Raw genomic sequence first — 14,716 nt, forward strand, 5'->3', positions numbered from 1 at the left:
TGGCTCACCTCACCTTCATGCTTTGCACGCCTGGTATCTCAGAAGCTGGTTCATTAGTGGCAATTTATTCGAGTTGATACTCAGCCGATTTCAATCTCAATCCTCGAGCGGCGTGCCCTGATGAAAACGCATCTGCCAACGGCCGCTCTCTTGTGGTGATTGCAACCAGATCGAAGAACGTTCGGCACGGCGAACAATGCAGCCACCCGCATCACGTTGAAAACTTTTATACCTCAACAATATGACACCATCGGCAATCGCCAGCAGTTTGAACTCTTCGGCAAAAATCTGTGGCTGGCCGCTTTTCAGCTTTAGCGCCGTAATGGTTTGCTGTCTGTCATAGTGCAGCCCGGAACAGCCGATCTCTTCAAAATCGTCATGCAGCAATTCTCCGACGAGATCGGTATCGTTGCGCGTTACCGACTGATGGAGTTGAACCTCTAGTGATTGGATTACTGGCAAAAGCTGTGCAATATTGTTCAAAACGCCCTCCTTTTTGATCGCGCTACGTGAAATCTGAAAACTGATGGCTGTCATTACCCAACAGATTTCACCAAAGGAAGCCTTTCGACTGCGCCGAATTGACTAGCAACTCGACGCAGGTTCGGCTACAAAAGGATTACGCGTTAAGCAATTTTTCAGCCGTCTCTTGCACGCTTGCCAGCAAGACTTTCACATCCTCCAGACAAACCGTCGGATTCAGCAGCGTTAGCTTCAGGCAGGTTACGCCGTCTGCTTCTGTTACCCCAACGTTGGCGCTACCTGATGCCAACAGAACATCACCGATACGCTGGTTCAACAACGCGATAAAAGCGTGATCGCCGCTGTCTGGCCTGAACCGGAACAGTACGCTTGCCAACTGCGGCTGCATGACCAGTTCCAAGTGCGGTTGCGCTGAGACAAACTCAGCAACTTGCTGTGACAGCGTAACGCCATTATCAATGATTTCGGCGTACTGCTTTTTACCTAAAGCCTCAAGACCCATCCACAGTTTCAAGGCATCAAAACGACGTGTGGTTTGCAGTGATTTTGACACCAGATTAGGCACGCCGTGCTCTTCGTCAAAATCAGAATTCAGGTACGCCGCCTGATAACGCATCAGCTCGTAATGACGTGCGTCTTTCAGCAGGAATGCGCCACAACTGATGGTCTGGAAGAACTGCTTGTGGAAATCCAGGGTCACGGAGTCTGCGGACTCCAGGCCGTTCAGGTAGTGGCGATACTTCTCGGAAAGCAGCAGCGCCCCGCCCCATGCGGCATCAACGTGAACCCAGATGTTTTCCAACGCGGCCAGCGCGGTGATATCCGCTAACGGATCAATCGCACCCGCATCGGTCGTACCGGCGGTGGCCACAATCGCCATCACCTGCTCACCGTTGGCTTTCGCCTGCGCCAGCTTGGTTTTCAGGTCCGCGAGATCCATCCGCGAGAACGCATCGGTTTTCACTTGCGTGACGGACTGGTAGCCCAGCCCCATCAACGCCATGTTTTTTTGCACCGAGAAGTGCGCGCTGTCAGAGCAGAACACTTTGATTTTGCTCAGATCGCCCGCTAAACCATGCTGCTGAACGGAGTGCCCCTGACGTGCGAAGAAAGCATCACGCGCCAGCATCAGCCCCATAAGGTTGCTTTGGGTGCCACCGCTGGTGAACACGCCGGCATCCCCGGCGCCATATCCTATCTGCTCACGCAGCCACTCGATGAGTTTGATCTCAATGATGGTCGCAGACGGGCTTTGATCCCAGGAGTCCATGCTCTGGTTAGTGGCGTTGATCAACACCTCTGCTGCCTGGCTAATCACCAGGCTTGGGCAGTGCAGATGCGCCACACATTGTGCATGATGTACCGAGAGGCTGTCCTTGAGGAAATACTCAACTGCACGCTCAATGGCGGCCTGGTTGCCCAGGCCCTGAGAGGTGAAGTTCAACTGGATGCGCTCGCGCAACTGGTCGACGGTTTTCCCCTGATACATTTCAGGTTGCTTTAACCATTCGACAACCGCTTTACTGCTCTGCTCAATGGCATCCTGATAGGCGGCGATACTATGCGCCGAACCAGAAAGAATTGGGTTGTTATCAGACACGATCGTTAACTCCGATTAAACCGGCTTCAGGCCAGTGTTCAGCATGGCGTTTTCAAATTTATCGAGGAAAACTTCCAGCTCAGCGTTGGAGATCAGCAGCGACGGCAACAGGCGCAATACGCAACCATGACGGCCGCCACGCTCCAGGATCAGACCGGACTCGAAGCATTTCTTCTGCAGCAGTGCAGAAAGTTCGCCATCCGCTGGGTAGCATCCCATGTGATCCTGCGCTTCGTTCGGCTTGACGATTTCAATGCCGATCATCAGGCCCAGACCACGTACGTGGCCGATAACCGGGTAACGTTTTTGCAGTTCTGCCAGCTTGCCTTTCAGCCACTCGCCTTGAGCGGCAACTTTATCCGCAATGGCGTTGTCTTTTAGGTACTTAAACGTAGTCAGACCGGTGGCCATTGCCAACTGGTTACCGCGGAATGTCCCGGTATGGTGGCCAGGTTCCCAGGCATCAAACTGTTTTTTGATCCCCAGAACAGCCAACGGCAGACCGCCACCGACAGCTTTAGACATCACGATGATGTCTGGCTCGATACCTGCGTGCTCAAACGCAAATAGCTTGCCGGTGCGTGAGAAACCAGCCTGAACTTCGTCGATGATCAGCAGAATGCCATGCTCCTGCGTGACTTTACGGATGCGTTGCAACCACTCGACCGGAGCCGGGTTCACACCGCCCTCGCCCTGCACCGCTTCTAGGATCACCGCCGCAGGTTTGCGTACGCCGCTTTCCACGTCGTTGATCAGGTTTTCGAAGTAGTACGTCAGCGCTTTAACGCCTGCGTCGCCGCCGATACCCAGCGGGCAGCGGTACTGATGCGGATAAGGCATAAACTGCACTTCCGGCATCATGTTGCTGACGGCTTCTTTCGGTGACAGGTTGCCCGTGACGGACAGTGCGCCATGCGTCATACCGTGGTAGCCGCCCGAGAAACTGATGATGCTGGAACGACCGGTGACTTTTTTCGCCAGTTTTAACGCGGCTTCAACCGCATCAGCGCCTGACGGACCGGTGAATTGCAGGCAATACTCTTTACCCTGGCCCGGCAACAAAGAGAGTAAATAGGAGGAAAATTCGTCTTTCAGAGGTGTGGTCAGGTCCAGCGTATGTAACGGTAAGCCGCTGCTGATGACACTTTGAATGCTTTGCAGCACATCAGGATGATTATGACCCAACGCCAGGGTCCCGGCGCCAGCCAGACAATCAAGATATTGATTATTCTCTACATCAGTAATCCATACGCCCTGCGCTTTGGCAATTGCCAATGGCAGTTTGCGTGGATAGCTTCTGACGTTAGACTCAAACTCAGCTTGTCTCGCTAAAAAGGTCTCATTGCTTTGAGGTAATGAACTAGCACTTAAAGAATCAATACGGACTTTATCCGTCATCATATCACTCCCACAACCTCGGGTATTATTAACGCCGGGTTGAGTAAAAGGTTAAAGGAATTGCCTGTAAAGGCGCGGCCAATATATAGTATTTTAATGGTGTACTCAATCATTTGTTTTTTCATGCGTTTATGGTTAAATAACTGATGAATATCAATGGATTGCATTATCGTGCGTATTGTTTTTTGTTACCAATATCGTGCAAAGCGTTACGAATGAGACTGCATACAATGTCATGAAATCCATCGGTTTTACATGGTTTTATTCTTTCGTTACACCATTTTGGTGCAATAATGGTTGGCGCTGGCCTGTAAAACATTCTTTTTCACTGGTTTATTGCCAAGAATAATAAAAGTGTCTATCCATAAGGATAAATCACTTACTATCGGCACGTTTATTTTTACTGGCTGTAAATAAAAAGCTAATACACATCACATCGGATTTTTCCAATTTGAGCGCTTCAGCTGTTTGTTATAGCCGTAATTCATCGACGATGAGCGCGTCGGCGGTGAACTACCCGCGACAGGATCACTGCTAAAAGCCGTGTGGGATCGTGCAAAACGGCCTTCTTTGTTGATCGCGCTACGTGAAATCTGGGGGCTGTTGGCTGTCATTCCCACCAGATTTCACCAGAGGACGGTGGGCGGAAAAGAGTCTTACGCCGCTTATGACGCGATAAACATGCGTACAAAACGTTCAACGGGCCATTCTTTAATGTCGGACACCTGCCCATCCCCGATTTCGACGAGCCTCAGTTGTCCCACATCATTTTCGACCATATCGATAGAGAAAAATGGCGCGTCAACGAGCTGGGCGATCTCAATCACGACGTCTGGGATAACACCATCGGCCGAGTACACTTGGCCATTCAGCGAGAAATAGCGGCGTTCACTTTCCGCGACAAAATGTTCAAAACGTCTCAGGCTGACTCCCCCTTCAATTTTTCCTCGGAAGTGTTCAATGGATTGCAATACTTCGCGTATCTCATCGGCATTTGCGGCAACGGAGCCTCTCGAAGTGGTCAATGATTTAACATAATCTTTCACGAAGTAACGCGGCCACTTAAGCTGATCGGTCAGCTTATCGAAATCAGCCTCTGCACTGACCAATACGGTCTCCGGCGTATACTTCTGGCAAATATCGTACCAGCCGCTGATGTAATGGCATCGAATGTAATCATCGAATGACTCAAGCATCTGCCCTCCGCATCGCGCTACTGCCCTATGCAGCTGTTGATATTCGTCGGTGCTCAGCATCCATCCACGCCATATTACCGGGACTCCCGGCTCAAAGCTTTGCGAGAACTGGTACTTTCCCATAGCGGCATGCTCAGAGGACAACAGCAAACACGTTAATCCATTGTTTTTGGCGCAGTTAAATTCCAGCTCAAAGGTTTCATCGGCCTTGCCTGGGCTAAAGTAATCACTGGGATAAATAATCTGCATCTGAATTCTCCCTATTTTCATTTGATGCCGAAATGCTACCACTGTCTGTGTTCCTCTGCTCAACATACGCTAAATTGTGTACTGCAATTTCTGTTGGAGAGGTTTTCATGATCGATCATACCGGTATCAACGTTTCTAACGTCGAAAAAAGCAAAGATTTTTATAGTGCAGTGCTGTTACCTCTGCATTATGAAATTTGCTTGAACCTTGGTAGTGCTTATGGTTTCGGCGCAAAAATGGCAAAAAGTGGCGACGATCCGGGCGGTGATTTCTGGATTTCTCAAGGTACTCCTCATACCCCGCGAAACCATATCGCATTTCGGGCAACCTCTACTGAGGAAGTCGAACAGTTTTATCAAGCAGCCATCGCCGCAGGCGCGGTCCCTAATGGTGAACCCGGTTACCGTACTCAATATCACCAACATTATTATGCAGCCTATGTCTTTGATCCCGATGGCTACAACATAGAAGCGGTGTACCACGGGTAACTCCATAATGCTGGAACAAATCTTTGTTTACCCTGCCATCCAGTCATCCCAGGTTGGTGCCTCAGAGATTTTTTCCACAATAAAATCAATAAAGCTTCTCACCTTGGGATCTTGATAATGCCCTGGATGGTAGAGCGCGAAAAGATGGTACTCATGCTCTTTAGCAACATGATCCAGCAAGATTGGGATCAACTCACCATTAGCGATATGGTCTCCCAACATGTAGGTCGGCAGATTGACGATCCCCTGATGATAGAGTGCCGCCTGTAGCAGCCCCAAGGTACTGTTAACCTCGACGATACTATTGAGTTTTATAGAACGGCCATCGCTATCTATAAATTGCCAGTTATCAGATACGTTTGGATTGATCAGGCAGTCATGATCCTCCAGGTCTGCCATGTTTTTCGGCAGACCACGCCGTTCAAAGTAGCGCCGGCTGGCACAATAAACCCAGTTAATCTTACAGATTTTGCGCAAAGCAAAATTGCTCGGCGGATGCGCGGTAATACGCAGTGCAATATCAATATTCTCTTCGTTAAGATTTACGCTTTGGTCATTCAGATCGACTGACAGCCTGACGTCGGGGTTGATTTCTCGATACTCGCTGTACAATCGCATCAGATGGCTAACGCCGAAAGCAATTGAACAGGTGATTTTTAGCTGGCCTTGTGGGTGGCTGCGGAAGCTGGAGGTGTTAACCAAGGAGTCATCAAGATCCGCCAACAACTGCTGTGCCCGAAACAGCAGATATTTTCCTGGTTCGGTTAAAATCAGGTTACGCGTGGTCCTTTTCAGCAAAACGATGCCAAGATACTCTTCCAACTGGGAGATGCTGCGGCTCACCGAGGACGGCGTCAGGTTCAGCTTCAGTGCAGCGGCAGAAAAACTGTTACATTCCACTACCTTAATAAAAATCTCCAATTGCCGGAAGATGGCATTGTTGTCGACTTTTGTCTTGAATGAAACGAAACCTCTGGTTGACGATGTCATCTGCCAGTACCCCTTTGTTAATTTATGCAGCCGTTCGCTTCTGACAACAGACTAACCCTATCACGTTAAATTAGTAAAATTCTTACGCATTAAAATTGACTATACTCATTAGCATACAACGCTGCCAACCCTTTAAGTCAATTTTCTTAAAAAGGACTTAAAATAAGACCGTCATCAACTTTTGCGTTTTACGCACAAGTATTTTCATTTAATAACATCGTTAACACCTTTAAGTCTTACTTACCAGTACGTACTATACTTTTATGTCAGAACAACGTTTCTCTGACAAACGCGATGTTTTACATAACTTCTCATTTCGTGAGAGTAATACTGTGATAATCTTGCGACAGGAAGACAATAATGAATAGCATAATAAATACTGACATCAAGTCAAAAGACGCTTATAAAAACATCCCATTTACCCGGTATGACTTCGGTTGGGTTATTCTCTGCATCGGTATGGCCATCGGTTCTGGCATCGTTTTTATGCCGGTTCAAGTGGGCATTAAAGGCATTTGGGTATTTATCACCTCGGTTATCATCTCTTACCCAGCGATTTATCTGTTGCAAAGTCTTTACCTTAAAACATTATCAGAAAGTGAAAACTGCGAGGACTACACGAACGTCATAACGCAATATCTCGGGAAAAACTGGGGGTTTTGGTTAGGTATTGCCTACTTCCTGATGTTACTGCACGGCATGTTCTCTTACTCCCTGGCTGTTACCTTTGATAGTGCCTCCTATATCCAGACCTTCGGGCTGACGCAGGGTCTGCTGTCAGACTCTATCTGGTATGGATTGGTGGTATTGGTTGCTTTGGTCAGCATTGCCGCTCAAGGGGAACGCTTGCTGTTCAAGGTCTCTGGGCCGATGGTGTGCGTTAAATTTGGGATTATCGTTGTATTAGGGATCGTGATGGTTCCCCACTGGAACTTAAATAATATTACCGCCTTCCCTGCCCTGTTGCCATTTATGCGCGACGTGTTTCTGACCTTACCATTTACTCTTTTTTCTATTCTGTTTGTTCAGATACTGAGTCCGATGAACATTGCTTATCGCAAAGTAGAACCGGATAAACGTATTGCTACCTATCGCGCTATCCGCGCTAATCGCGTCGCTTATATCATTCTGGCGGTTGCGGTGTTGTTCTTTGCCTTCTCGTTCACTTTTGCTATCAGCCATGAGCAAGCCGTTTCCGCTTTTGAGCAAAACATCTCCGCATTAGCGATTGCGGCACAGGTCATTCCCGGTTCCGTAGTGAGGATAATGAGCGCCCTGCTGAATATTTTCGCCATCTTGACCGCGTTTCTCGGTATTTATCTGGGTTTTCAGGAGGCGATAAAAGGGATTGTAACCAATATTATCTGCCGTTTTATTCCAGAGGAAAAAATTAATCAGAAAGTGCTGCACGTTGCCATCAGCGTCGGCGTGGTGCTGGGGTTGTGGGCGTGGATTTCAACCCGTTTCTCTATCCTGTTCTTTATGCAGTTGGGGAGTCCTTTGTTCGGCTTGGTATCCTGCCTGATCCCTTGCTACCTGGTTTATAAAGTCGAAGCACTTCATAAGTTTAAGGGGCCTGCCGTTTGGTTTATCAGTTTCTTCGGCATCCTGCTTTGCCTGTCCCCGTTCTTTAAATTTTTCGAATAAACGATACGCGTAGAATCACGCTATTCAACGAGGTTAGCAATGAGCAAATCACCAAACTCGGACTTCAACATCGGCACCCGAATTACACAAATTGGTAGAGACCCCGCCAAACAGGCCGGCTTTGTCAACGCAGCGGTTTACCGGGGTTCAACGGTTATTTTCCCTACCGTCAGCGATATTGAGCATAACCGTGCCGAATTTAACTATGGGACGATGGGCACGCCAACGATCGCCAATCTTGAAACCGCATGGAGTGAACTGGCAGGTGCGGCAGGAACGGTGCTCTCACCCTCCGGGCTTGGCGCAATTGCGCTGGCCTTGCTTACCACGCTGAAAGCCGGCGATCACCTGTTAATGCCAGACAGCGTGTACAAACCTACTCGCCTGTTCTGCGCCGGAATGCTGGGTAAAATGGGGATCGAAACCACCTATTATGATCCATTGCTCGGCGCAGCCATCGCCACCTTGTTCCGCCCTAACACCACCACCCTGTTCTTGGAATCTCCTGGCTCTCAAAGTTTTGAGGTCCAAGATATTCCAGCCATGACGGCTGTGGCAAAAGAACGCGGGATCGCCACTATTATTGATAATACCTGGGCAACCCCGGTATTTTTCCGAGCCCATGAGCATGGTTGCGATATTTCTGTTGAGGCGGGTACCAAGTATTTGGGGGGGCACTCCGATTTACTGATGGGAGTGGTTTCTGCCAATGACGCCTGGTGGCCAAAATTGCGCGAAACTTATGATCTGATGGCGATGCTACCGGGTGCAGAAGACTGCTTCCTTGCCCTGCGGGGATTGCGGACCATGTACATACGCTTGAAGGAAGCCGAGAAGCGCGGGTTGGAGATGGCTCATTGGCTAAAAGCCCGCCCGGAGGTATTGAAAGTGCTTCACCCAGCATTCCCTGATTGCCCTGGGCATGAATTCTGGAAGCGCGATTTTAAAGGTTCTTCAGGCCTGTTCTCTATCATCTTGCAGCCGGAATTTACCAAGGCTGGCGTTGATAACATGTTGGACAATATGTCGATTTTCGCCATGGGTTACTCGTGGGGAGGTTTTGAAAGCCTGGTGATCCCATTCAACTGTGCCGAATACCGCACCGTGACGCATTGGCAGCCCGGTGGCCGGGCATTGCGTTTGCAAATTGGTCTGGAGGATATGGACGATCTGAAAGCCGATCTGGAGCAAGGTTTTGAAAGATTGAAGCAATCTGTTTGAAATGTCACTTCATCAAGGTGACCGCCTGGGCGGTCACCTGATCATTGCTGCCGTTCACCACGCCGTGGTTAATTGCCGGTTAGCCTGCATACGAACAAACAGCATCCCACCGGCGAACATAGTCAAAACCTGTGATGCCACCAGCACTGAAAAGCCTGATGACACGGTGCCATACGACATCATCACCAGCCCCATCAGCAAGGGGATAAAGGCCGAAAAGATATTCCCCACGCCGTTGATCAGCCCATAGGCTGAGCCGACGCTTTCCGCTTTGGCATGGTACTGGATCAGGGTGGGGATAGCCGCGCCTTGAGCTCCCCAACAAGCGTTGGCCGATAACAGGAACACGGCCAGCCAGCCGCTTTGTGAACTCAGCATAACGCCTAGCATGCAGATAGCGGTTGCTGCCCCGCCAAAGGCAAAAATCAATGGCATCTGTTGTGGTCGGACGCGATCCAGGATCACCCCACCAAGATACTTGGAGAAAATACTGATAATAAAGGGTAACGAGGCTAGCCAGCCCATTTGCTTGATGGAAAAACCACGCTCATTGGTCAAGTAAGCCGGGAGCCAGGAACTGGAACCCCAAAGATAGCTTAGCGTTGCTATCTCAACTAGCATGATCCAGCCAAGCATTGGCGTTTTCCAAGCCTGAATAAAGGTGTGGCAGACACGTTGCATCATGGGTTCACTGCTGCGCGGCACCACTCCGGTTGTTCTAGGATGGATAAACACGCGCACCAAAAGCAGACCGATCAGGAGATTGATTAACGCCAGAACATGAAATGATAAGACCCAGCCAAGATGATTCATCAGGAAAGTCACCAGCGGAAAGCCAATCACCAAACCTAAAGATACGCCTAATGCAGACACCGCATTGGGCTTTCCCCGCTCATTGGAGGCGAAATGGTCACTGATGTACATGGTTTTCAGCGAGAAAAGCGGTCCTTCACTGACACCGAGGAAGGCCCGCACGACGAGTAAAATGATAAATGATCCCACCAGCGGTGAGGCGGCGGTAAATAACGCCCAGAGAATGACGCTGAGGGTCAATCCCTTACGATAACCGAATAGCGTTTCCAGAAACGGGGTCAGCAACATGGCTGAAAGGCCGTAACCTAGCAGGAAGGCGGTCATCAGCGAGCCTTGATAGGCGCGGTTGTCTGCCAGCTCAAAGTGATGGAGAAACTCGGGGTTAACCAGCATGACGGAGATATTTACCCGATCGGCATAGGCGATCACGATTAGCAGCAATGTCGCAATAACTCCCCACCAGCGTTGTTGTCTCAATGCCCTGCTCCTTGAATAAATGTGTCAACCAAGTGGCCTCTCTGAGATCCGGTAACGCCGTTTTCTCGTTAACCGTTCCACAATTGACCGCCAAATTAATTGTTTCATCATTGTTAACATATTGTTGTTGTTTTATCTAGACTACAGCGCTAAGAATGCCTTTGACACCGGCTCGGCTTGAGAGACTGGCTTTACCTCAACCCGCTCCCACAGGGCGAGGGAGCGGGTACGGTGTCGTTTTCTGGTGTAGAGGTAATTTGCGATAGAGTTGATGCAGAAGAGGAGTTTACTATATAAATTGTGGCACTTTCGGTCCCACCAAAGGTTTCGTAACCCCCAGAATCCCGTTTTGTGCTCCGGCCGTAGTATCAGCCTGGAGCACAGCTCTATGCATCAAGAATTCAGACTTCGGCAACGCCGCCTGCTAATTATAGCCAGCTGGTGTTTTTCCAACCGTTTTTTGCCATGCAGGCAGTAAATGCCGCTTTCCGGCTATTTATATTTACGTCCAAGGGGTAGCTTTCAACGCCTAATTTATTCTCATATTTATAGCCACTGCTGTTACACTCTGCGTCATCTTTATTGCATTTCAATGAAACTTGCTTTTCAACGCTTCTGGTAGCGACCTCATTTTTAACCGGGTACTGAGCTAATGACTCAGTATCGCAAAGGTTATTCGCCTCTTGAAGGGGCAGTATTGGCGTACCTAACGGTTCCCATGTGGCAGCACAGCCTGTTAGAATAATGGCGGGAAAAATAGCAAATAAGCGTTTGTTCATATAATAATTCTTTAGTTAAATTGAAGGGGTTATTTTATCAGTGCTCCTCGATCCTGTAGGAAATAAAATCCTATTGGCACTTATCACTCATTTTCACCAACGAGGCGTTATAAACACTCTCATCATTCGACGCGAATACGGCCAATCCCTTTACCATCGCTTTAGGCTTTAAAATTCCGGACGTAAGGTTCTCATCGACGGTGTCCAAGTTAAACACTTTACCGTTAGCAGAGGACGCTTGTAAACATAACTTACTGAGATCGAGATCTTTATCGGACAAGTTGGTCAGGGCAACGGTGAAATCCTTGGTATAAAAAACATGGCTGCCAATCGCGGCCGAACCTTGGCTTTGTTGTGTGGAATATACCGCGACAGCGTCAGAATTCCCAGCGACTGCGGGCAGACTAAAAACGCCAAATGCCAAGGCCATAGTCAGGTAATGTGCTTTCATGATCTTTCCCTTTATGTCATTAACGATAATGTGAGTCACTCATAATAGTGTAGAGGTTTTAAACGGCAGATTAACGGCCGAACGCCTACCCTTTGATTAGCAATCCCGAATGCGCTTTCGGTGACCGATTGGTGTCCCGTATGCCTCATCTCGCTGAGAGAGGTTTGTCGCCTCCGAAAGAGCGCCAATATGGCTGAGGAAATGATGCAACAGGTCACGACGATACACAGGCGCGCGATCAAATTGCCCTACCGGTATTGACTAAAATTCGAATAATAAGAGAATGATAAGATTGTATTGGGGCTCCCCCAATGATTCATCAATAGAAGCCGGAGCGAATCATCGCCTGTTCTCAGAGCTTTACCAAAGTTAAACAGCTAGGCGTACTTCTTGCCGGTGCCCTCTCACTGGCCAGTTGCACCTCCGAACCTGCGAAATCGTTAGTCACTCCGTTGCCTTCTGTGGCAAAACCGTCACCGCAGCAAAGTCAGCAACCGGTGCGCGGTATCTGGCTGACAACCGTTTCCCGCCTCGATTGGCCGCCAGCAACATCGATCAACGCCAGCAGCCCAGCGCTTCGCATCAGCCAACAGCAGGAGGCCCTGAAAGCTAAGCTGGATAAGTTGAAAACGCTAGGTATCAATACCGTTTTTTTCCAGGTTAAACCGGATGGGACGGCCCTTTGGGCATCTAAAATTTTACCGTGGTCAGATATGCTGACGGGCAAGATTGGTGACGATCCTGGCTATGATCCGCTGCAGTTTATGCTGGATGAAGCTCACAAGCGTGGTATGAAAGTCCATGCCTGGTTTAACCCTTACCGGGTGTCCGTTAACACCAAGCCAGCCACCATCGATAAATTGAACCAGACATTGTCGCAGCATCCAGCCAGCGTATTTGTTCTGCACCATGACTGGGTTCGCACCGCAGGCGATCGCTTTGTGCTCGATCCTGGTATCCCAGAGGTGCGTGACTGGATCACCAGCATCGTCGCGGAAGTGGTAGCCAATTATGATATTGACGGCGTGCAGTTTGATGATTACTTCTATGCGGAGTCTCCTGGCTCGGTTCTCAACGACAATCAGACCTTTAAACGCCATGGCCAGAACTATGGCTCTAAAGCTGACTGGCGGCGATACAATACGCAGCAATTGATCACGCAGATATCTCATACTATCAAAAAGCTGAAACCCGGCGTTGAATTTGGTGTCAGCCCTTCTGGCGTATGGCGTAACCATTCACACGATGCGGCAGGCTCCAATACGCGAGGTGCCGCAGCCTATGATGAATCTTATGCCGACACCCGCAGTTGGGTACAGCTTGGACTGCTGGATTACATTGCCCCGCAGCTGTATTGGCCCTTCGCGCGCGACGTAGCCCGTTATGACGTACTCGCCAAATGGTGGGCGAATGTGGTGACCCCTACCAATACCCGCCTTTATATCGGCGTAGCACTGTACAAGGTAGGCATTCCGTCAAAGAATGAGCCAGATTGGATGATAAACGGTGGCGTGCCAGAGCTACAAAAACAGCTCGATTTGAACGAGTCCGTCTCGCAAATTAAAGGCACGATCCTGTTCAGAGAGGATTATCTCAATCAACCCCAGACCCAGAAGGCCGTCAGTTACCTTAAGAGTCGTTGGGGCAGTTGAGAAACTTGGCGGGTTTTGGGGGCATAATGCCCCTGAGACTGTAGGGCTCAATTACTGCTGTAACGCCTCAAGAATGCAGTAAGCCGCCTCAACACGCACAGGATTAGGATAATTTTTGTTCGCCAGCATCACGATGCCGAGATCCTGTTGAGGAATGAAGGCGACGTAGCTGCCAAACCCACCGGTTGCGCCGGTTTTATGTACCCAAGAGGCGCTTGATAATGGCATTGGCGGAGTGATTTTGGTGGCGTTCAGCGCTGCCGATGCGTTTTTATTATCGCTACCATCGACCAGGGTTTTCTTATCCACCGGCCAGTTCAGCATCTCCCAACCCAACCCCTGATACATTTCACCGACATGCCAGTAGCGTGATTGGGCCAGCATGATTCCCTGTTGCAGCGTGGCGTCTTTAACTTTGGCTGGTGCCATGTTGGCTTGCACCCAGCTTGCCATATCTTCTATCGACGACTTCACGCCGTAGGCTTCGGCATCAAACATACCTGGAGAGACGCGCACCGCCTTCCCATCGCGATAGCCCCAGGCGTAGTGCTTTTCTTCCTGCTGCGGCACGTTTATCCAGGTATGCGATAGCGTCAACGGTTGGAACACACGCTTGGTCATCGCCTGTTCAAAACTCATGCCTGACGGTTTGGCCATCAGTGCGCCAAACAGGCCAATACTGGCGTTCGAGTAAAGCCGCTTGGTACCGGGAGCCCACTGCGGTTGCCAGGTTTGATAGTAATTCTGCAGCGACGCTTCATCGGTAACATTTTCCGGTATCTGTAGCGGTAAGCCACCGGCGGTATAGGTTGCCAGATGCAGCAAAGTGATCCCTTGCCATTGCTTGCCCGACAGCGCTGGCCAGTGCTTGCTTGCCGGATCGCCAAGGTTGATTTCACCGCGAGCAATGGCATCTCCGCCCAGCACTCCAGTGAACGTTTTACTGACCGAACCGAGCTCGAATAAGGTCTGCTGCGTGACGGGCTGCTTGCCAGCAACGTCTGCCAATCCCCAGGTGAAGTAATAAGGCTGGCCTTGATAAATCACCGCCACCGCCATGCCAGGAATGCCCTGCTCTTTGATCAGTGGCGCAACGGTGCGATTCACAATGTCGGCTATCTGTTTTGCCGTTTGTGGTGCTGCAAACACTGGACCTGAGATGGCGAGCAACAACACGCAGGATAGGGATTTTTTCAACATTGCTATTTTCCGTCATTGAGGGTTAAAAGTTCTATCAAACGCGCTTAGTTTGTTAGAACTGATTGCGGGCGG

The 14,716-nt window shown here is 49.6% G+C and carries 13 protein-coding genes; 4 read left to right on the forward strand and 9 right to left on the reverse strand.

All coding sequences use genetic code 11. The features are described 5' to 3' along the window. Positions 1-96: 96 nt before the first annotated feature. The 4 genes from ACRDCA_RS20220 to ACRDCA_RS20235 form a co-directional block, all read right to left on the reverse strand. Positions 97-483 carry a DUF4440 domain-containing protein gene (locus ACRDCA_RS20220; protein ID WP_438691148.1) on the reverse strand — a complete coding sequence of 129 codons (387 nt, stop codon included), beginning with the start codon at positions 481-483 and terminating at the stop codon, positions 97-99. 136 nt (positions 484-619) lie between these two features. Beyond that, positions 620-2,083 (reverse strand): pyridoxal phosphate-dependent decarboxylase family protein, encoded by a 1,464-nt coding sequence (locus tag ACRDCA_RS20225; RefSeq protein ID WP_438691149.1) that lies wholly within the window; start codon positions 2,081-2,083, stop codon positions 620-622. A gap of 15 nt (positions 2,084-2,098) precedes the next feature. Beyond that, on the reverse strand, positions 2,099-3,484 hold the full coding sequence (locus ACRDCA_RS20230) for a diaminobutyrate--2-oxoglutarate transaminase (RefSeq protein ID WP_438691150.1): 1,386 nt from the start codon (positions 3,482-3,484) through the stop codon (positions 2,099-2,101). Positions 3,485-4,146: 662 nt separating this feature from the next. After that, positions 4,147-4,926, reverse strand: coding sequence for an ATP-grasp domain-containing protein (locus tag ACRDCA_RS20235; protein ID WP_438691151.1), 780 nt, complete (start codon positions 4,924-4,926; stop codon positions 4,147-4,149). A 107-nt stretch (positions 4,927-5,033) separates the two neighbouring features. Between ACRDCA_RS20235 and ACRDCA_RS20240 the strand changes: the two genes are divergently transcribed. Continuing rightward, complete coding sequence (locus ACRDCA_RS20240; protein WP_438691152.1) at positions 5,034-5,414, forward strand: VOC family protein; 381 nt, start codon at positions 5,034-5,036, stop codon at positions 5,412-5,414. A gap of 27 nt (positions 5,415-5,441) precedes the next feature. Here ACRDCA_RS20240 and ACRDCA_RS20245 read toward each other — a convergent pair whose 3' ends face one another. Beyond that, positions 5,442-6,404: a LysR family transcriptional regulator gene (locus ACRDCA_RS20245; RefSeq protein WP_438691153.1), complete on the reverse strand. Its 963-nt coding sequence runs from the start codon at positions 6,402-6,404 to the stop codon at positions 5,442-5,444. Between the two features lie 360 nt (positions 6,405-6,764). On the opposite strand from ACRDCA_RS20245, the gene ACRDCA_RS20250 reads away from it, so the two are divergent. Continuing rightward, positions 6,765-8,051, forward strand: coding sequence for an amino acid permease (locus ACRDCA_RS20250; protein WP_438691154.1), 1,287 nt, complete (start codon positions 6,765-6,767; stop codon positions 8,049-8,051). A 39-nt stretch (positions 8,052-8,090) separates the two neighbouring features. Beyond that, entirely contained in the window at positions 8,091-9,272 is a 1,182-nt protein-coding gene (metC, locus tag ACRDCA_RS20255; protein WP_438691155.1) for a cystathionine beta-lyase, read from the forward strand. A gap of 54 nt (positions 9,273-9,326) precedes the next feature. Here metC and ACRDCA_RS20260 read toward each other — a convergent pair whose 3' ends face one another. The 3 genes from ACRDCA_RS20260 to ACRDCA_RS20270 all read right to left on the reverse strand — a co-directional run bounded on the left by ACRDCA_RS20260 (position 9,327) and on the right by ACRDCA_RS20270 (position 11,792). Next, the gene (locus ACRDCA_RS20260) at positions 9,327-10,562 is read right to left on the reverse strand and encodes an MFS transporter (RefSeq protein ID WP_438691156.1); all 1,236 of its coding nucleotides are present in this window, start codon (positions 10,560-10,562) and stop codon (positions 9,327-9,329) included. A gap of 428 nt (positions 10,563-10,990) precedes the next feature. Further along, positions 10,991-11,341: a hypothetical protein gene (locus tag ACRDCA_RS20265; RefSeq protein WP_438691157.1), complete on the reverse strand. Its 351-nt coding sequence runs from the start codon at positions 11,339-11,341 to the stop codon at positions 10,991-10,993. A 70-nt stretch (positions 11,342-11,411) separates the two neighbouring features. Then, on the reverse strand, positions 11,412-11,792 hold the full coding sequence (locus ACRDCA_RS20270; RefSeq protein ID WP_438691158.1) for a DUF4354 family protein: 381 nt from the start codon (positions 11,790-11,792) through the stop codon (positions 11,412-11,414). Between the two features lie 338 nt (positions 11,793-12,130). On the opposite strand from ACRDCA_RS20270, the gene ACRDCA_RS20275 reads away from it, so the two are divergent. Further along, on the forward strand, positions 12,131-13,444 hold the full coding sequence (locus ACRDCA_RS20275) for a glycoside hydrolase family 10 protein (protein WP_438691227.1): 1,314 nt from the start codon (positions 12,131-12,133) through the stop codon (positions 13,442-13,444). A 51-nt stretch (positions 13,445-13,495) separates the two neighbouring features. On the opposite strand, the gene blaSFDC is transcribed toward ACRDCA_RS20275, so the two are convergent. Beyond that, positions 13,496-14,644 carry an SFDC family class C beta-lactamase gene (blaSFDC, locus tag ACRDCA_RS20280; protein WP_438691159.1) on the reverse strand — a complete coding sequence of 383 codons (1,149 nt, stop codon included), beginning with the start codon at positions 14,642-14,644 and terminating at the stop codon, positions 13,496-13,498. Between the last annotated feature and the right edge of the window lie 72 nt (positions 14,645-14,716).

Source organism: Serratia sp. (in: enterobacteria), from assembly GCF_051654945.1.
Classification (GTDB): domain Bacteria; phylum Pseudomonadota; class Gammaproteobacteria; order Enterobacterales; family Enterobacteriaceae; genus Chania.

Coding starts and splice junctions, on each gene's coding strand:
- ACRDCA_RS20230 (WP_438691150.1), bottom strand. CDS start 3,484: ATGATGACGGATAAAGTCCGTATTGATTCTTTAAGTGCTAGTTCATTA.
- ACRDCA_RS20235 (WP_438691151.1), bottom strand. CDS start 4,926: ATGCAGATTATTTATCCCAGTGATTACTTTAGCCCAGGCAAGGCCGAT.
- ACRDCA_RS20240 (WP_438691152.1), top strand. CDS start 5,034: ATGATCGATCATACCGGTATCAACGTTTCTAACGTCGAAAAAAGCAAA.
- ACRDCA_RS20245 (WP_438691153.1), bottom strand. CDS start 6,404: ATGACATCGTCAACCAGAGGTTTCGTTTCATTCAAGACAAAAGTCGAC.
- ACRDCA_RS20250 (WP_438691154.1), top strand. CDS start 6,765: ATGAATAGCATAATAAATACTGACATCAAGTCAAAAGACGCTTATAAA.
- metC (WP_438691155.1), top strand. CDS start 8,091: ATGAGCAAATCACCAAACTCGGACTTCAACATCGGCACCCGAATTACA.
- ACRDCA_RS20265 (WP_438691157.1), bottom strand. CDS start 11,341: ATGAACAAACGCTTATTTGCTATTTTTCCCGCCATTATTCTAACAGGC.
- ACRDCA_RS20270 (WP_438691158.1), bottom strand. CDS start 11,792: ATGAAAGCACATTACCTGACTATGGCCTTGGCATTTGGCGTTTTTAGT.
- blaSFDC (WP_438691159.1), bottom strand. CDS start 14,644: ATGTTGAAAAAATCCCTATCCTGCGTGTTGTTGCTCGCCATCTCAGGT.